At 69.0% G+C, this 16,740-nt stretch carries 14 protein-coding genes and 1 other annotated feature; of the genes, 7 read left to right on the top strand and 7 right to left on the bottom strand.

What is annotated here, in order from left to right; all coding sequences use genetic code 11:
• The first annotated feature begins 102 nt into the window (after positions 1–102).
• The 3 genes from P9K36_RS17665 to P9K36_RS17655 all read left to right on the top strand — a co-directional run bounded on the left by P9K36_RS17665 (position 103) and on the right by P9K36_RS17655 (position 3,544).
• Positions 103–1,605, top strand: coding sequence for an NAD(P)/FAD-dependent oxidoreductase (locus P9K36_RS17665; protein WP_278305595.1), 1,503 nt, complete (start codon positions 103–105; stop codon positions 1,603–1,605).
• Positions 1,606–1,719: 114 nt separating this feature from the next.
• Complete coding sequence (locus P9K36_RS17660) at positions 1,720–3,003, top strand: PQQ-dependent sugar dehydrogenase (RefSeq protein ID WP_278305594.1); 1,284 nt, start codon at positions 1,720–1,722, stop codon at positions 3,001–3,003.
• 223 nt (positions 3,004–3,226) lie between these two features.
• Positions 3,227–3,544: a cytochrome c gene (locus P9K36_RS17655; protein ID WP_043351655.1), complete on the top strand. Its 318-nt coding sequence runs from the start codon at positions 3,227–3,229 to the stop codon at positions 3,542–3,544.
• A 158-nt stretch (positions 3,545–3,702) separates the two neighbouring features.
• Here P9K36_RS17655 and lepA read toward each other — a convergent pair whose 3' ends face one another.
• From lepA to P9K36_RS17640, 3 genes are all read right to left on the bottom strand, one after another.
• On the bottom strand, positions 3,703–5,505 hold the full coding sequence (gene lepA / locus P9K36_RS17650; protein ID WP_278305593.1) for a translation elongation factor 4: 1,803 nt from the start codon (positions 5,503–5,505) through the stop codon (positions 3,703–3,705).
• Positions 5,506–5,878: 373 nt separating this feature from the next.
• On the bottom strand, positions 5,879–6,115 hold the full coding sequence (locus P9K36_RS17645) for a hypothetical protein (protein WP_236952957.1): 237 nt from the start codon (positions 6,113–6,115) through the stop codon (positions 5,879–5,881).
• Between the two features lie 25 nt (positions 6,116–6,140).
• Positions 6,141–6,926, bottom strand: coding sequence for a DUF2470 domain-containing protein (locus tag P9K36_RS17640; protein ID WP_278305592.1), 786 nt, complete (start codon positions 6,924–6,926; stop codon positions 6,141–6,143).
• 304 nt (positions 6,927–7,230) lie between these two features.
• On the opposite strand from P9K36_RS17640, the gene P9K36_RS17635 reads away from it, so the two are divergent.
• The 4 genes from P9K36_RS17635 to P9K36_RS17620 all read left to right on the top strand — a co-directional run bounded on the left by P9K36_RS17635 (position 7,231) and on the right by P9K36_RS17620 (position 10,784).
• On the top strand, positions 7,231–7,941 hold the full coding sequence (locus P9K36_RS17635; RefSeq protein WP_020094607.1) for a response regulator transcription factor: 711 nt from the start codon (positions 7,231–7,233) through the stop codon (positions 7,939–7,941).
• A gap of 71 nt (positions 7,942–8,012) precedes the next feature.
• The gene (locus P9K36_RS17630) at positions 8,013–9,767 is read left to right on the top strand and encodes a sensor histidine kinase (protein WP_051975922.1); all 1,755 of its coding nucleotides are present in this window, start codon (positions 8,013–8,015) and stop codon (positions 9,765–9,767) included.
• The gene (locus P9K36_RS17625; RefSeq protein ID WP_182591691.1) at positions 9,767–10,207 is read left to right on the top strand and encodes an aldolase; all 441 of its coding nucleotides are present in this window, start codon (positions 9,767–9,769) and stop codon (positions 10,205–10,207) included. The genes P9K36_RS17630 and P9K36_RS17625 overlap by 1 nt, the downstream gene beginning before the upstream one ends.
• A 175-nt stretch (positions 10,208–10,382) precedes the next feature.
• Positions 10,383–10,784, top strand: a complete 402-nt coding sequence (locus P9K36_RS17620; protein WP_043351658.1) for a PTS sugar transporter subunit IIA — start codon at positions 10,383–10,385, stop codon at positions 10,782–10,784.
• Positions 10,785–10,793: 9 nt separating this feature from the next.
• Here the strand turns inward: P9K36_RS17620 and P9K36_RS17615 are convergent, their stop codons facing one another.
• The 4 genes from P9K36_RS17615 to P9K36_RS17600 all read right to left on the bottom strand — a co-directional run bounded on the left by P9K36_RS17615 (position 10,794) and on the right by P9K36_RS17600 (position 16,658).
• Complete coding sequence (locus P9K36_RS17615) at positions 10,794–11,681, bottom strand: DMT family transporter (protein WP_278305591.1); 888 nt, start codon at positions 11,679–11,681, stop codon at positions 10,794–10,796.
• A gap of 214 nt (positions 11,682–11,895) precedes the next feature.
• Entirely contained in the window at positions 11,896–13,209 is a 1,314-nt protein-coding gene (hslU, locus tag P9K36_RS17610; protein ID WP_043351661.1) for an ATP-dependent protease ATPase subunit HslU, read from the bottom strand.
• A gap of 101 nt (positions 13,210–13,310) precedes the next feature.
• Positions 13,311–14,807, bottom strand: coding sequence for a SulP family inorganic anion transporter (locus tag P9K36_RS17605; RefSeq protein WP_278305590.1), 1,497 nt, complete (start codon positions 14,805–14,807; stop codon positions 13,311–13,313).
• A gap of 60 nt (positions 14,808–14,867) precedes the next feature.
• Positions 14,868–14,923, bottom strand: a sequence feature (sul1 is cis-regulatory element that is thought to sense ions involved in sulfur or methionine metabolism; They are found in Alphaproteobacteria).
• Positions 14,924–14,987: 64 nt separating this feature from the next.
• Positions 14,988–16,658, bottom strand: coding sequence for a methyl-accepting chemotaxis protein (locus tag P9K36_RS17600; RefSeq protein WP_278305589.1), 1,671 nt, complete (start codon positions 16,656–16,658; stop codon positions 14,988–14,990).
• Positions 16,659–16,740: the final 82 nt, after the last annotated feature.

The raw sequence follows: 16,740 nt of genomic DNA, 5'->3' as shown, positions 1-16,740 counted from the left end.
GTTCCCGCCGCCGCGCCAGCGATTCCTTAACCACGACCCGGCATCCTGCCGTCCGGTCGGCGTCCTGCGCGTCGCGCGCCGCACCAATCGCCGGAGCATGGGATGAGCCACCACACCGAGACGCTGGTGATCGGCGCGGGGCCCGCGGGTCTGACCGCCGCCTACCTGCTGTCGAAGAAGGGGCGCTCCGTCACCGTCCTGGAGCGGGATCCGGCGCAGGTCGGCGGGATCTCGCGGACCGTTTCCCACAACGGCTACCTGTTCGATATCGGCGGCCACCGCTTCTTCTCGAAGTCGCAGGCCGTGGTCGATCTCTGGGACGAGATCCTTCCCAACGACTTCATCGAGCGGCCGCGCCTGTCCCGGATCTACTATCGCGGTCGGTACTACGCCTACCCGCTCAAGGCCTTCGAGGCGCTCCGCAACCTCGGCGTCTTCACCAGTGCCGCCTGCGTCGCCTCCTACCTCTATGCCCGCCTGCGGCCGGTCGAGGAGCCGAAGACCTTCCACGCCTGGGTGCGCAACCAGTTCGGCGAGCGCCTGTTCGCGATCTTCTTCAAGACCTACACCGAGAAGGTGTGGGGCATGTCCTGCGACGCGATCTCGGCCGACTGGGCGGCGCAGCGCATCAAGGGGCTCGACCTCGGCGCGGCGATCCGCGACGGCATCAAGCGCTCCCTGGGCCTGCGCAAGCGGGCCCCGGCCGGCGGACCCGTCATCAAGACGCTGATCGAGTCGTTCCGCTATCCGCGCCGGGGACCCGGCATGATGTGGGAGGCCGCCGCCGCCAAGATCGAGGCCCAGGGCGGCCACCTGCGCCTCGACCGCAGCGTCGATTCCCTCAGCTACGATGCCGGGACCGGCATCTGGACGGTGGCGGCCCGCCGCGCCGACGGCAGCCGCGAGACCTTCACGGCCCGCAACGTCATCTCGTCCGCGCCGGTCCGTGAGCTGGTCGACGCGATCCGCCCGCGGCCGCTCAGCACCTTCAACTCCCGGGCGCTGAAGTACCGCGATTTCCTGACGGTGGCGCTCATCGCCAAGTCCGACAAGAACTTCCCGGACAACTGGATCTACATCCACGACCCGTCGGTGAAGGTCGGCCGGGTGCAGAACTTCCGCTCGTGGTCCCCCGAGATGGTGCCGGACGCGGACCATACCTGCCTGGGCCTCGAATATTTCTGCTTCGAGGGCGACGGCCTCTGGAACGCTGACGATGCCGAGCTGGTGGAGCTCGCCAAGCGCGAGATCGGTCAGATCGGCCTCATCGACCCGGCCGACGTGGTCGATGCCTGCGTGGTCCGCCAGCCGAAGGCCTACCCGGTCTACGACGAGGAGTATGCCGGCCACGTCGTCACCGTGCGGCGGGAGCTGGAGCGGGATTTCCCGACCCTGCACCTCGTCGGCCGCAACGGCATGCACAAGTACAACAACCAGGACCACGCGATGATGACCGCGATGCTGACCGTGGAAAACATTCTCTGCGGCCGGCGCCGGCACGACGTCTGGCGGGTCAACGAGGATGCCGAGTACACCGAGGCTGGCGTGTCGGGGGCCGAGGCGGCGCTGGGCAGCGAGCGTCTCGTGCCGCGGAAGGTCGCCTGACGCGCAACAGCACCGGGCCCGCGTCACCGACGCGGCTTGCCGGTCTCTCCCGCGCCCCTATCGTTCCCTTCCGGTAATGCCCTGAACCGAGGGCCGCCGGGAGGATTTGTTTCAATGCGATCTCTGCTTCTCGCCGCGCTCGTCGCGGGCGTGGCCATGCCGGCGGCCGTTCTGCCCGCCCTGGCGCAGGGCGCCGCCCCTGCCGAGACCAAGGCCAAGACCGACGATCTGGAGAAGCTCGAGGGCTTCCACAGCACGGACACGCATGCCGCCGCCGAAATCCCGCAGACCGGCCGGCGCGCCGACGCAATCCGCAAGAACCTGTCGAAGATCAAGCTGCCGGACGGCTTCAAGATCGATCTCTATGCCGTGGTGCCGGATGCCCGCGCCATCGCGGTCGGCCCGAATGCCGGTGTGCTGTTCGTCGGCACGCGCAAGAGCAAGATCTTCACGGTTACCGACCGCGACAAGGACCGGGTCGCCGACGAGGTCCGGCCCTTCGCGCCGGGCATCGCGTTCAAGATCCCCAACGGCGTCTGCTTCTCGAAGGACGGCGTGCTCACCGTGGTGGAGCAGAACCGCGTCCTGGCCTTCCCGGCCGCCGAGTTCTTCTACGAGAATCCGGACGTCGCCGCCGGGGTGCTGGTCAAGCAGGGCGCGCTGATCCCGGCCTCCGAGGAGAGCTTCAACCACACCGCCCGGGTCTGCCGGGTCGGGCCGGATGGCAAGACCTACATCGCGCTGGGCCAGCCCTATAACGTGCCGCCGCCCGAGAAGATGGATCTCTACAAGAAGACCGGCATCGGCGGCATCATCCGCATCGATGCCGACGGCAAGAACCGCGAGGTCTACGCCACCGGCATCCGCAACTCGGTGGGGATGGACTTCAACACCGACAAGTCCCTCTGGTTCACCGACAACCAAGTGGACGGCATGGGCGACGACAAGCCGCCGGGCGAGCTGAACCGCGCCACCAAGGCCGGCGAGAATTTCGGGTTCCCGTGGTTCGGCGGCGGTGCGGTCCGCACGGTGGAGTACAAGGATCAGACCCCGCCGGCTGACGCCGTCGCGCCGCAGGCCGAGCTGCCCCCGCACGCGGCCGATCTCGGCATGACCTTCTACAACGGCAAGCAGTTCCCGGCCTCCTACAAGGGCGGGATCTTCATCGCCGAGCACGGGTCTTGGAACCGCACCGAGCCGGTGGGCGCCCGGGTGATGTTCGCCAAGCTCGGCGCCGACGGGAAGGTGGAATCGGTGAAGCCCTTCGCCGAGGGCTGGCTCACCGGCGACGGCGAGTATCTCGGCCGCCCGGTGGACGTGGCGGTGATGCTCGACGGCTCGCTGCTGGTCTCGGACGATTCCGCCGGGGCGATCTATCGAATCTCCTACGAGAAGTAGTGTCTTGTGACGGGGCGCCCCTCACCGAGAGGGACGCCCCGTCGCGCACGGGCGCGACGCACCCCCTCTCCCGTCCGGGAGAGGGTCGGGGTGAGGGGTGCGCCGTCTCCGGAAAGATCCGATCCCTCACCCTGTCCCTCTCCCGAACGGGAGAGGGGACCCGCGCCCCGTCCGGAAGCGCGGGTGCCAGTCTCCACCGGTCCGAGAGTTCGAGCCCGCCCCGATGATCCGCTTGCTTCTCCTCCTTGCCGCCACGCTCGTCCCGCTCTCGGCCGAGGCCGGCGACGCCGCTGCGGGCAAGAAGCGCGCGACCGCCTGCCAGACCTGCCACGGGATGGACGGGCTCTCGAAGCTGCCGGAGGCGCCGAACCTCGCGGGTCAGGTCGAGCCCTACCTCGTGAAGGCGCTCACCGAGTACCGCGACGGCAAGCGGCAGAACGAGATCATGAACGTGGTCGCGAAGGAGCTGTCGGACGCGGATATCGCCAATCTGGCGGCGTATTATGCGGGGATCCAGATCGACGTGCTGCCGCCGGGGTAGACGCTCTTTTTGCGCCCCGCAGCGTCGCTGCGCTCGCAAAGACGGAAAAGGCCGGTTCCGATTTCAGAACCGGCCATCACGTTCGAACGCACAAGCAAGATCGGCTCTCGCGTCTTCCTCGTGACAGATGACGGAAAGCGCCTCACCAACGCGGCGCCTCAATCGTCCATCTTCAGCGCCGCGATGAACGCTTCCTGCGGGATCTCGACGCGCCCGAACTGGCGCATCTTCTTCTTGCCTTCCTTCTGCTTGTCCAGAAGCTTGCGCTTGCGCGAGATGTCGCCGCCGTAGCACTTGGCGGTGACGTCCTTGGACAGAGCCTTGATCGTCTCGCGGGCGATGATCTTGCCGCCGATCGCCGCCTGGACGGGGATCTGGAACAGGTGGCGGGGAATCAGGTCCTTCAGCTTCTCGCACATGGCCCGGCCGCGCGATTCGGCGCGGGTGCGGTGGACCAGCATCGACAGGGCGTCCACCGGCTCGGCATTCACCAGGATCGACATCTTTACGAGGTCGCCCTCGCGGTAATCCGAGACGTGGTAATCGAAGGAGGCGTAGCCCTTCGAGATCGACTTCAGCCGGTCGTAGAAATCGAACACCACCTCGTTCAGCGGCAGATCGTAGACCACCATGGCGCGCTTGCCGACGTAGTTGAGGTCGATCTGGACGCCCCGGCGGTCCTGGCAGAGCTTCAGAACGCCGCCGAGATACTCGTCGGGCGTCAGGATCGTGGCGCGGATCCAGGGCTCCTCGATCGATTCGATCTTCATGATGTCCGGCATGTCGGCCGGGTTGTGCAGCTCCTTCACTTCCCCGTCGCGCATCTTCAGGCGGTAGACCACCGAAGGCGCGGTCGAGATCAGGTCGAGGTTGAACTCGCGCTCAAGCCGCTCCTGGATGATCTCCAGGTGCAGGAGCCCGAGGAAGCCACAGCGGAAGCCGAAGCCGAGGGCGGCCGAAGACTCCATCTCGTAGGAGAAGGAGGCGTCGTTGAGCCGCAGCCGGCCCATGGCCGAGCGGAGATTCTCGAACTCGGCTGCGTCCACCGGGAACAGGCCGCAGAACACCACCGCCTGGACTTCCTTGAAGCCCGGCAGCATCTCGGTGGTCTGGCGCTTGTCCTCGGTGATGGTGTCGCCGACGCGGGTGTCGGCCACCTCCTTGATCGAGCCGGTGAAGAAGCCGACCTCGCCCGGGCCGAGAGCGTCGATATCGGCCATCTTGGGCCGGAACACGCCGATCCGGTCGACGCCGTACACGGCGTCGGCGCCCATCATGCGGATGGTCATGCCCTTCTTGAGGGTGCCGTCGATGATCCGCACCAGCACGACGACGCCGAGATAGGCGTCGTACCAGCTGTCCACAAGGAGCGCCTTCAGCGGCGCGTCGCTCCTGCCCTTCGGCGGCGGCAGGCGGGTGACGATCGCCTCCAGCACCGCCTCGATGTTCAGCCCGGTCTTGGCCGAGATCGGCACCGCGTCGGAGGCATCGAGGCCGATCACCTCCTCGATCTGCTCCTTCACCCGGTCCGGCTCGGCCGCCGGCAGGTCGACCTTGTTGAGGACGGGCACGATCTCGTGGTTGGCGTCGAGCGCCTGATAGACGTTGGCGAGGGTCTGCGCCTCCACGCCCTGCGAGGCGTCGACCACGAGGAGGGACCCCTCGCAGGCGGCGAGCGAGCGCGACACCTCGTAGGCGAAGTCCACGTGGCCGGGCGTGTCCATCAGGTTCAGGACGTAATCCTTGCCGTCCTGCGCCTTGTATTCCAGGCGCACGGTCTGCGCCTTGATGGTGATGCCGCGCTCCTTCTCGATATCCATCGAGTCGAGCATCTGCTCGCTCATGTCGCGGAGCGCGACGGTGCCGGTGGCCTGGATCAGCCGGTCGGCCAAGGTCGATTTGCCGTGGTCGATATGTGCGACGATCGAGAAATTGCGGATGGATTCGATCGGGGCTGTCATCGGCATTCCGTTCGGGCGCACGCCGGCGCGCACCCTCTGACGTCGGGACGTATTCGAAAAGATCGGCTCCCGCGCGAGATAGCAGCGCCGCGGGAAGGCGCCAAGCGCGGCCTAAGCGCCTGAGGACCGGCGCCGACGCGATGAGGGTCCCGTCCCGTCATTTCGAGCGGGCGCAGAAAGGCCCGAATACCAGGTCCGTACCGGCTGGCGCCGTCGGATCCCGCCGGGTGTCCCGGTCGCGGGCTGCGCGTCGCGGTCCCGGGATGACGGAGGGCATGGACCCGGTCGTCCGGTCCGCGGACAAACGACGGGGGCCGACGCGTGCCGGCCCCCGGGTGAACGACGGGACTGTCGCCGACGATCGTCCGTCCGATCAGCGACCGCGGTCGCGGATCAGGCGCTCGATCTCGGCCTCGCCATGGGAGCGCGCCTTGGCCTCGGTCGGATGTTTCCGATCCGAGCGCTGGTGCAGCTTGCCGTGCTTGCGGATGCTCCACTGGAACAGGGAGCCGCTCTCGCCGACCGGCTCCACATCGAGGCTGAAGGGGTAGGTATCAGTCTGGGTATCGCTCATCGCCCCGATATGGGGCACGCAGCGACTTTTCGCCATGCCTGATCGTGAAGTCCTTGCGCGTTCACGCGTCCGCACCGGTCGCGCGCGCCCGCGCGGCCATGGCAACGAGACTTTTGCGCAGCGCACCCATGTCGGTGACGCGCTCCGGATAGGGGGCCCGGACGGTGCGATCGCCCGCCATCAGGTCCATGCCCTCGGGGTCGAGGCCGGTGAGCCGCCAGGGCAGCCCGGCCTCGCCGCCCGCGCCCGCGGCGTAGAGCCCCAACGCGTCCGCATGGTCGGCGTTCATATGCTCCACGGCGCCGCGCTCGCCGGCCACAATCGGCTGCGCGTCCGAGAGATCGAGGAGGAGCTGGTCCCGGGTCAGCGTCGCGGCCTTGGCGAAGCCGCCGTTGAGATGGCCGGCATCCGGCGCGAGGGCGAAGAAGCCGAAATCGGGGAAATCGGCGTAGAGCTTGGCCTTCGGGTGGCGGGCCAGGAACCGCTCGCGCGCCCGCGCCTCAGGTGTCTGGACGGCGCGGCCGACCACCGTCAGCCGGGGATGGGCGAGGGGATCGCCCTTGCCGCCCTGCGCGAACAGCAGCGAGCAGCGCGGCTCGGCGAGCAGGTTGCGGGTATGGGCCGACAGCCGCGACAGCAGCATCAGCGGCGTGCCGTCCACGTCGGTGGCGATGGTGACGAGGGACGCGAAGGGCGTGCCGTCCGGATCCAGGGTCGCGAGGGCACCCGAACGGATGCTGCGCAGGAGCATCCGCGACAGGCCGATCGCGTCGAACGGTGCCGCCTCGGCGGGCAGCGGACGGGCCGGTCCGCCGGGACCCGGACCCGTGTCCATCGTCTCGCCCATCCGCGATTCCTCCCCGATCCGAATTGCCGCCGCATTCCGCCGCCATGTTAGCGATCTGCCGCAGCGCGCGCGAGGCGTCCGAACCGCGTCAGATGGGCCGCGGCGTGCCGCTGTTACGGCCAAGCTATGACCGCCGCTCGCTTTTTCCGATCGGTCGTACTAAAGCACCTGTCCCTTTGCGTGTGCCGGGCTGCGCCGAAACTGCCCGGTTCGCGTTTTCGTCTGCCCCTCGTGGGCCGGGATGCGGCGCGGCCTGTGCGTAGAGCCGGGACCGCGCCTGAGCCCGTTCAGTCAGGGACCGCGCATGCCGACCATCGCCCTCGTCGACGACGACCGGAACATCCTCACCTCTGTGTCGATCGCGCTGGAGACCGAAGGTTACCGCATCCAGACCTACACGGACGGCGCCTCCGCCCTGGACGGTCTGCGCCATTCGCCGCCCGATCTCGCGATCTTCGACATCAAGATGCCGCGCATGGACGGGATGGAGCTTCTCCGACGCCTGCGGCAGAAATCCGACCTTCCCGTGATCTTCCTGACCTCGAAGGACGAGGAGATCGACGAGCTGTTCGGCCTCAAGATGGGCGCGGACGACTTCATCCATAAGCCGTTCTCGCAGCGGCTCCTCGTGGAGCGGGTCAAGGCGGTGCTCCGGCGCTTCGCCAAGGAGGCCCCCGGCAGCACGCCCCGGGGTGAGGCCGAGGTGGCGGCCCGGTCGCTGGAGCGCGGCGCGCTGATGATGGATCCCGAGCGCCACACCTGCACGTGGAAGGGCGAGCCGGTGACCCTGACGGTCACGGAGTTCCTGATTCTCCAGGCGCTCGCGCAGCGCCCCGGCGTGGTGAAGAGCCGCAACGCCCTGATGGACGCGGCCTACGACGATCAGGTCTATGTCGATGACCGGACCATCGACAGCCACATCAAGCGGCTGCGCAAGAAGTTCAAGGTCACCGACCAGAGCTTCGACATGATCGAGACGCTCTACGGCGTCGGCTACCGCTTCAAGGAGGCGTGATCTCCAGGATCCGCCCCGTGACCGCCCGGACCACCCAGCCCCAGACCGAGGATGCCCCGCCCCGCGCCTCCCTGGCCCAGATTCTGTCCCGACCGCTCGGCCTGCCCCGTGCCGTGTGGGACGCGATCGGCCAGCGCGCCTCGTCGAGCCTGACGCGCCGCATCGTCGTCCTCAACCTCGTCGGGCTGATCGCGCTGCTCGTCGGGTTCCTCTACCTGAACCAGTTCCGCCAGGGCCTGATCCAGGCCCGGATCCAGAGCCTCGCCATCCAGGGCGAGATCATCGCGGGGGCGATCGCCGCCTCCGCGTCGGTGGACACCGACACGATCCGCATCGATCCCGACAAGCTGCTCCAGCAGCAGGCCGGCGAGGCGGCGGAGGAGGAATCGCAGCCGCTCGCCTTCTCGCTCAACCCCGAGAAAGTGGCGCCGCTCCTTTCGCGCCTCGTGACGCCGACGGGCAACCGCGCCCGGGTCTACGATCAGGAGGGCGGCCTCCTGTTCGACACCCGCACCCTGTTCAAGCGCGGCGACGCCAGCCGGCCCGATCCGCTGGAGCCCAAGCCCCACAAGCCCGGGATGCTCGAATCCGCCTTCGAGACGATCCAGGCGAAGCTCGGCGGCCTGTTCCGCAGCCGGACCGAGACCGCCGAGGAGACCGGGCCGGTGAACGGCCACTCCCTCCGGGAGGTCCAGGCGGCGCTCGGCGGCAACCGCGGCAGCCTCGTGCGCCGCAACAAGCTCGGCGAGACCACCGTGTCGGTGGCGGTGCCGATTCACCGGGCCGGCTCGGTCCGCGGCGCCCTGCTGATCTCGACCCAGGGCGACGCCATCGACCGGGTCATCGCCTCGGAGCGGTTCGGCCTGCTCCAGGTCTTCCTCGTCGCCTCGGCGGTGATGGTGGTGCTGTCGTTCCTGCTGGCCGGCGCCATCGCGGGGCCGGTGCGCCGCCTCGCCGAGGCCGCCGAGAAGGTCCGGATGGGCATCAAGACCCGCGAGGAGATCCCCGATTTCACCGAGCGTACCGACGAGATCGGCCATCTGTCCGGCGCCCTGCGCGACATGACCCAGGCGCTCTACCGGCGGATCGACGCCATCGAGAGCTTCGCGGCCGATGTCAGCCACGAGCTGAAGAACCCGCTCACGTCGCTGCGCAGCGCGGTGGAGACCCTGCCGCTCGCCAAGACCGACGAATCCCGCGGCCGCCTGATGGCGATCATCCAGCACGACGTGAAGCGCCTCGACCGGCTGATCAGCGACATCGCGGACGCCTCGCGGCTCGATGCGGAACTCGCGCGCGCCGAAGCCCGGCGCGTGGATCTCCGGCGGCTTCTCACCACCGTCGTCTCCGTGGCCAACGAGCGGCGGCGCCCGAAGGACTGCCTGATCCAGCTCGACGTTGAATCGATCGGATCGGAGCAGGATGCGCCGTTCACGATCATCGGCCACGACAGCCGGCTCGGCCAGGTGGTCAACAACCTCCTCGACAACGCCCGTTCGTTCTCGCCGAGCGACGCGAAGGTCCGGGTGGTGCTGCGCCGGGTGCGCGGTGAGGTGGAGATGATCTGCGAGGACGAGGGTCCGGGCATCCCGGAGCATGCCCTGGAGCGGATCTTCGAGCGCTTCTACACCGACCGGCCCGAGCAGGGCTTCGGCCAGAATTCAGGGCTCGGCCTGTCGATCTCCCGCCAGATCGTCCAGGCCCATCGCGGCACGATCCGCGCCGAGAACCGGCCCGGCGCCCCGGATGAGGATGGCGAGCCCACCGTGCGCGGCGCCCGCTTCGTGGTCCGCCTGCCGGCGGCCCCGCGGCAACTCCACGCCTGATGCTCACCCTTCACGGCGCTTGTATCGCGCTGTGCGAGACCGGGATCCTGATTCGCGGCCCGTCGGGCGCCGGCAAATCCAGTCTCGCGCTCCTGCTCGCCGACGCGGCCGACGGGGCCTTCGTGGCCGACGACCGCGTCGTCTGTACGGTGCGCGAAGGGCGACTCGTGGCCTGTCCCCATCCGAGCCTCGCCGGACAGGTCGAGATCCGGGGGCAGGGGATCCTGCCCGTGGCCGAGCTCGGCATCCCATTCCGCCCGGAGGTGGTTCTGGACCTCGCCGTCGATCTCGTGGAGACGGCACCGCGCCTGCCGGAGCCCCCCGAGGCGGCGGCGCTCCTCGGCCTGACCCTGCCGCGCCTCGTTCTCGACCGGGGCGTGCGCGCCGCCGGCCTCGCGCCGCTGCTCATCCGTGCGGCACTGCGAAAGCATCGGCCGTGACTTCGCAGCCGCACAGGCGGTTCGATTCGCCTAAGACTGGTATACCCCCATGGCGCAGCCGCTGCGGCCGTGGCATGATCGCGGAAATGTCCGGGCAAAAAAGTCGCGTTCGCCTTGTGGGGGGCTGTGCGATGCACAACATGGCGGCATTCACAGGACGTTGGAACACGTGTCGATGATTGGCATGGTGCTCGTAACTCACGGGCTACTGGCGACCGAGTTCAAGGCCGCTCTGGAGCACGTGGTCGGCCCGCAGGATCAGATCGAGACGATCACGATCGGGCCGGAAGACGATATGGAATTGCGACGGCGGGACATCATGTCCGCGGTCTGTCGGGTGAATACCGGTGAGGGCGTGGTCGTGCTCACCGACATGTTCGGCGGCACGCCGTCGAACCTCGCCCTGTCCTGCATGAACGGCGGCTCGGTGGAGGTCGTGGCGGGCATCAACCTGCCGATGCTGATCAAGCTGGCCAGCGTCCGCGACGAGGAGAAGCTCGGCGACGCCGTGCTTCACGCCCAGGAAGCGGGCCGCAAATACATCAACGTCGCCTCGCGGGTTCTGGCGGGGAAGTAGTCTTCACGATCAGGCTTCCAGTACGGCCGCGGTCGGGGCCGTCCGCCGCGTGCTCACGGTGATTCCCACGGAGGCCGCGATCACCAGTCCGATCGCCAGCCATTGGATGGGACTGATTCGCTCCCCCAGGAGAACGAGGCCGGCGCAGGCCGCCACGGCGGGTTCCAGGCTCATCAGGACGCCGAAGCTCTTCCGGTCGAGCCGGCGCAGGGCGAACATCTCCAGGGAATAGGGCAGGGCACTCGACATCACCGCCACGCCAAGGCCTGCGGCCAGGATGCCGGGGCTGAGCAGGGCAGGTCCGGCCTCCGACAGGCCGAAGGGCGCCACCACGATGGCCGCCGTGAACATGCCGAGGGACACGGCCTGGCCGCCGTCGATCCGCCCCGCGCGCTGTCCGAACAGGATGTAGAGCGCCCAGCACAGGGCCGCGCCGAGATCGAGCAGGATCCCGATCGGATCGAGTCCGTCCTGACCGGAGATCGGCAGGAGCAGCGCGAGTCCGGCGACCGCCACGCCGATCCACAGGAAATCCGACCGGCGGCGCGACGCGATCAGAGCGACGGCCAGCGGCCCGACGAACTCGATGGCCACGGCCGGTCCGAGGGGCAGCCGTGCCAGGGCGAGATAGAACAGGAGGTTCATCAGCCCGAGGGCCGTCCCGTAGAGGGCGATCCAGCCGGCCTCGCGCGCCGGGAGACTGCGCCGCCACGGCCGCCAGACGGCAACGAGGATCAGGGCCGAGAAGCCGACCCGCAGGGCGGACGTCCCGGATGCACCGACCGCCGGAAACAGGCTCTTGGCGAAGGTCGCTCCGCTCTGGAGGGAGACCATGCCGGTCACCAGCGCGGCGACCGAGAGCATCGTGTCGCCGAGGCCGAATCTTATGCGTGACACGCGTCGACATTCCCCAGCACCGCGCCCCGGCGCGGGCCTAGCAGACGCGGCGGCCGCGAAGGGCCGCGCCGGGCCGCATGGCTCACGCCACCCTCAATCATGACTGGAGGTTCCGGGACCGCGTCGCGAAGCCCGGGCTCGCCTCTGGCGCTCCGGCGCGGCGCTCCGGAATGACGGCGTGGCCGCAAACCGGAGCGCGGATGACGTCCAGGTCCTAGAGGATGAACCGACTCAGATCGGCGTTGGACGCCAGGTCCTGAACCCGCTCGCGCACATAGGCCGCGTCGATCGGCACCGTCTCGCCGGAGCGGTCTGTGGCGGTGAAGGAGATCTCGTCGATCACCCGTTCGAGAACCGTCTGAAGCCGGCGGGCACCGATGTTCTCCACCGAGGAATTCACCTCGACCGCGACCCGGGCGAGCGCGTCCACCGCGTCGTCCGTGAAGGACAGGGTCACGCCCTCCGTTTCCATCAGCGCGACCGTCTGCTTGATCAGGCTCGCCTCGGTGGCGGTGAGAATCTGCTTGAAGTCGTCCACCGTCAGCGGCTGCAACTCCACGCGGATCGGCAGGCGGCCCTGCAGCTCGGGCAGGAGGTCGGACGGCTTCGAGACGTGGAAGGCGCCCGAGGCGATGAACAGGACGTGGTCCGTCTTCACCGGGCCGTGCTTGGTGGCGACCGTGGTGCCTTCGATCAACGGCAGAAGGTCGCGCTGTACGCCCTCGCGGGACACGTCGCCGGAGGACCGGCCCTCGCGGGCACAGATCTTGTCGATCTCGTCGAGGAACACGATGCCGTTGTTCTCGACCTCGCCGATCGCCTCGCGGACCAGCGCCTCGTCGTCGACGAGCTTATCGGATTCCTCGGCCATCAGGGGCGCATAGGCGTCCCGGACCAGGATCCGGCGCGGCTTGCCGCGCTGGCCGCCGAGTGCCTTGCCGAGCATGTCGCCGATGTTGATCGCGCCCATGGAGGCCCCCGGTACACCGGGAATCTCGAACATCGGCATACCCGTGGGGGCGCCGGAGGTCAGCTCCAGCTCCACCTCCTTGTCGTCGAGCTCGCTGTTGCGGAGCTTGCGCCGGAAGCTGTCACGGGTGGCCTGGCTGGCGGTCGGCCCGACGAGGGCGTCGAGGAGGCGGTTCTCGGCCGCGGCTTCGGCCTTGGCCTTCACGCCCTCGCGCTTTACCTGCCGGGTCAGGCCGATCGCCACTTCGACGAGATCACGGATGATCTGCTCGACATCGCGGCCGACATAGCCGACCTCGGTGAACTTGGTGGCCTCGACCTTGAGGAACGGGGCGTTGGCGAGCCGGGCGAGGCGGCGGGCGATCTCGGTCTTTCCGCACCCGGTCGGCCCGATCATCAGGATGTTCTTGGGCGCGACCTCCTCGCGGAGCGGACCGATCAGCTGCTGGCGTCGCCAGCGATTGCGCAGCGCGATCGCCACGGCGCGCTTGGCGTCGTGTTGCCCGACGATGAAGCGATCGAGTTCGGACACGATCTCGCGCGGAGAGAACGTCGTCACCGCTGTGCCATCCCTGTTCCCGGCCCGAAATCGGCCCCGCGCCGGGAATGGGGTCCCACGCGGCCCCGCGCAAGGGGGCGCCGCGTGGGCCGATAGCCGCCTCAATGCGCTGCCGGCACCGCTGCGACGCCGGGCTTGTCGTGCTGGCCGAACCGCTCGACGAGGGTCGAGCTGGCGGCGTTGAGGCCGACGACCTCGACGAGGCGCCCGCGGGCGCGGGCCTTCAGCACCACCCGGTCGAGGGCTGCGACGGCCGAGATGTCCCAGAAATGCGCCGCGTTGACGTCGATCACGAGACGCTCGACCGGCTCCAGCACGTCGATCGCCTCGGTGAACGTGCCGGCGGAGGCGAAGAACACCTGCCCGGTGATGGCGTAGGTGCGGGTCCGGCCATCGGCCGAGAGGCTGGAGGTGATCCGGTTGAGACGGGAGACCTTGCCGGCGAAGAACACGCCCGAGAGCAGCACGCCGACCAGCACGCCGATGGCGAGATCCTTCGTGGCCACGACGACCAGGACGGTGGCCAGCATCACCGCGGAGGATGGCAGCGGGTTGGTCCGCAGGCGGGCCAGGGAACGCCAGGAGAAGGTGTTGATCGAGACCATGATCATCACGGCGGTCAGGGCCGCCACGGGCACCACGGCGAGCAGATCCTGCAGCGCCACGAGGAGCAGCAGCAGGAAGGCGCCGGCCACCAGCGTCGAGAGGCGGCCGCGGGCGCCCGAGGAGACGTTGATCACCGACTGGCCGATCATCGCGCAGCCGCCCATGCCGCCGAACACCGCGGAGGCCATGTTGGCCACGCCCTGGCCCATGCATTCGCGGTTCTTGTCGCTGCCCGTGTCGGTCAGGTCATCAACGATCTGCGCGGTGAGCAGGCTCTCCAGCAGGCCGACCGCGGCCAACGTCGCCGCGTAGGGCAGAAGGATCCGCAGGGTCTCGAAGGTGAGGGGCACGTCCGGCAGGGCGAAGCTCGGCAGCGCCGAGGGCAGGGCGCCGAGATGGGCGACCGTGCGGACGTCGAGGTGGAAGATCGCGGTGATCGCCGTCAGCACCGCGATGGCGATGAGCGGGGCGGGAATCGCGCGGGTGATCCGCGGCACGCCGTAGATGATCGCCAAGCCCAGGGCGATGAGCCCGTAGGTCGCCGGCGTGACGCCGGTCAGTTCGGGCATCTGCGCCAGGAAGATCAGGATCGCCAGGGCGTTGACGAAGCCGGTCATCACCGACTGCGAGACGAACCGCATCAGCCGGCCCAACCGGAGGAGGCCGGCCAGGATCTGGATCACGCCCATCAGGATGGTGGCGGCGAAGAGGTACTGCACCCCGTGGTCGCGCACGAGCTCGACCATCACGACGGCGGTGGCGGCGGTGGCGGCCGAGATCATGGCGGGGCGGCCGCCCGCGAAGGCGATGGTGCAGGCGATGACCACGGAGGCGTAGAGACCGACCTTCGGGTCGACGCCGGCGATGACCGAGAAGCCGATGGCCTCGGGGATCAGCGCGAGGGCGACGACGATCCCCGAGAGGGTGTCGCCGCGGATGTTGGATGTCCACGACCGGAGAAACCCGGTCTGTCCGGGTGAGCTGAGTGACATGCTTGATTCCGCACGAGCGGCGTGCCCGCGTCGCTGGCGGGTCATGGCGCGTCTCGAATGCGTGGTCCGGCGGATCGGCGGCCGGAAGAGCCACCCGGGCTTTCACCGGGTCCTTGCGAATGCGCGGACCCTAGGGGCCTGCGCGCTGCAATGCAACATCCGCGCGCAGCGGCGGGACCGTCAGGCCGCCCGGACCTGCGCCACGAAGCCCGCCACCTCGCTCCCCAGCCCGTTGGAGCGGCGGGCGATGTCGGCGGCGGCCGCCAGCACCTCCGCGGCGCTCGCGCCGGTCTCGCGGGCTGCACCCAGGACCAGCGCCATGGTCTCGGTGACGGAGCGGGTGCCGCTCGCGGCCTCCGAGACGCTGCGGGCGATTTCCTGCGTGGCCAATTGCTGCTCCTCGACGGCCGCGGCCACACCGAGGGCGATGCCGTGGACCTGCTCGATCGTGCCGCCGATCTCCTCGATCGCGGCGACGGCCTCGTGGGTCGCCGCCCGCATGGCGGCGATCTGCCCGGCGATCTCTTCGGTGGCCTTGGCGGTCTGGGTGGCCAGATCCTTGACCTCGGTGGCGACGACCGCGAAGCCGCGCCCGGCCTCGCCGGCGCGGGCGGCCTCGATCGTCGCGTTGAGCGCCAGCAGGTTGGTCTGGCCGGCAATCGTGGAGATGAGGGAGACGACCTGCCCGATGCCCTCGGCGCTGCGGGCGAGGGCCTGGACGCTCGTCCGGGTCCGCCGCGTCGCTTCGACGGCCCCCTCGGCCGCGGTGGAGGTCTGCGTGACCTGAACGCCGATCTCGCTCGCCGTCGCGGCGAGTTCCTCGGTGGCGGCGGCGACGGCCTCGACGTTGTAGGCGGTGGTCTCGGCGGCGCGGGTCACGGCCTGGGACTGCGTGCCGGCGTGATCGGCGTTGCCCGCCATGGTGGCGGCGGCGCGCTCCAAGCCGGCTGCCGCTCCGGCCAGGTGATCGACCAGCCCGCCGAGGTTGCTTTGGAACTGATCGGCGAGCCCGGCCATCTCGGAACGCTTGCGCGCCGCCGTATCGACCCGCATCCGCTCGTGCTCGTGCCGCAGGGTCTCGGCCTCGCGCATCGTGTCGCTGAAGACCTGCATGCTGGTCCAGATCGCCCCGATCTCGTCGCGCCCCGGCTTGATCGCGGGCAGGGTCAGGTCGCCGCGCGAGAGGCGCTGGATCGCCTCCGAGACCGCCCGCAGCGGCCGGGCGATCTGCCGCTGCCCGATGAGCAGGCCCAGGGCGCAGCAGATCGCGGTTCCGGCCAGCGCGAGGCCGAGGAGGAGCAGAGTCCGCGCCTGGAACAGCGCCTGGGTGTCCGACTTGATCGCCGCCATCTCGGTCCGGCCCTGCTTCACCAGGGCATCGATGCTCGCCTGGAAGACCTTACGGTTGGCGCGGTTGGCGTCGTTGAATCCGAGTTCGGCGGCCGCCTTGGGGCCGGTCGTGTCGCCAGCCTCCGCGAGGGCGCTGCGCAGGGCCCGGAACGCCTCGGCATTGCGCACCATGGCGTCGAAGAGCGGGCGCTCGGCCTCGGTGACCCGCGGCGCCCAGTCCGCCCGGAGCGCGTCCATCTCGGCCAGACCCTTGCGGATGCCGGCGGTGTACTTGGCCGCCTCCGTGCGGTCGGCGGAGGCGTAGACGCCCCGCGAATCCATGGTCACTTCGGCGGCGAGGCGGTTGAAGTTGGCGGCGTCGAGCGCCCGGATCGAGGCGTTCTCGACGCTCGTGAGGGAATGCTCGAAGCTTCTCAGCGTCGCGACGCTGACCCCGGCCACGATCAGCGTCGTCAGGCTGCACGCGCCGACGAAGCCCAGAAGTTTTCCGCCGATTTTCATTGAGATCCAACCGCAGAGGCTCGATTGGCGCTAAAATGCCGGTTATTCGTCAAAGCTGCGTAAACTAATCGCCGTCGGCATT

Source organism: Methylobacterium sp. 391_Methyba4, assembly GCF_029691625.1.
Taxonomy (GTDB): domain Bacteria; phylum Pseudomonadota; class Alphaproteobacteria; order Rhizobiales; family Beijerinckiaceae; genus Methylobacterium; species Methylobacterium fujisawaense.
This window is presented reverse-complemented; position numbering and strand designations above follow the sequence as displayed.

Bases quoted from the DNA above. Each gene is read 5' to 3' on its own strand.
- P9K36_RS17665 (WP_278305595.1), top strand. From the start codon at position 103: ATGAGCCACCACACCGAGACGCTGGTGATCGGCGCGGGGCCCGCGGGT.
- P9K36_RS17660 (WP_278305594.1), top strand. From the start codon at position 1,720: ATGCGATCTCTGCTTCTCGCCGCGCTCGTCGCGGGCGTGGCCATGCCG.
- P9K36_RS17655 (WP_043351655.1), top strand. From the start codon at position 3,227: ATGATCCGCTTGCTTCTCCTCCTTGCCGCCACGCTCGTCCCGCTCTCG.
- lepA (WP_278305593.1), bottom strand. From the start codon at position 5,505: ATGACAGCCCCGATCGAATCCATCCGCAATTTCTCGATCGTCGCACAT.
- P9K36_RS17645 (WP_236952957.1), bottom strand. From the start codon at position 6,115: ATGGCGAAAAGTCGCTGCGTGCCCCATATCGGGGCGATGAGCGATACC.
- P9K36_RS17640 (WP_278305592.1), bottom strand. From the start codon at position 6,926: ATGGGCGAGACGATGGACACGGGTCCGGGTCCCGGCGGACCGGCCCGT.
- P9K36_RS17635 (WP_020094607.1), top strand. From the start codon at position 7,231: ATGCCGACCATCGCCCTCGTCGACGACGACCGGAACATCCTCACCTCT.
- P9K36_RS17625 (WP_182591691.1), top strand. From the start codon at position 9,767: ATGCTCACCCTTCACGGCGCTTGTATCGCGCTGTGCGAGACCGGGATC.
- P9K36_RS17620 (WP_043351658.1), top strand. From the start codon at position 10,383: ATGATTGGCATGGTGCTCGTAACTCACGGGCTACTGGCGACCGAGTTC.
- P9K36_RS17605 (WP_278305590.1), bottom strand. From the start codon at position 14,807: ATGTCACTCAGCTCACCCGGACAGACCGGGTTTCTCCGGTCGTGGACA.
- P9K36_RS17600 (WP_278305589.1), bottom strand. From the start codon at position 16,658: ATGAAAATCGGCGGAAAACTTCTGGGCTTCGTCGGCGCGTGCAGCCTG.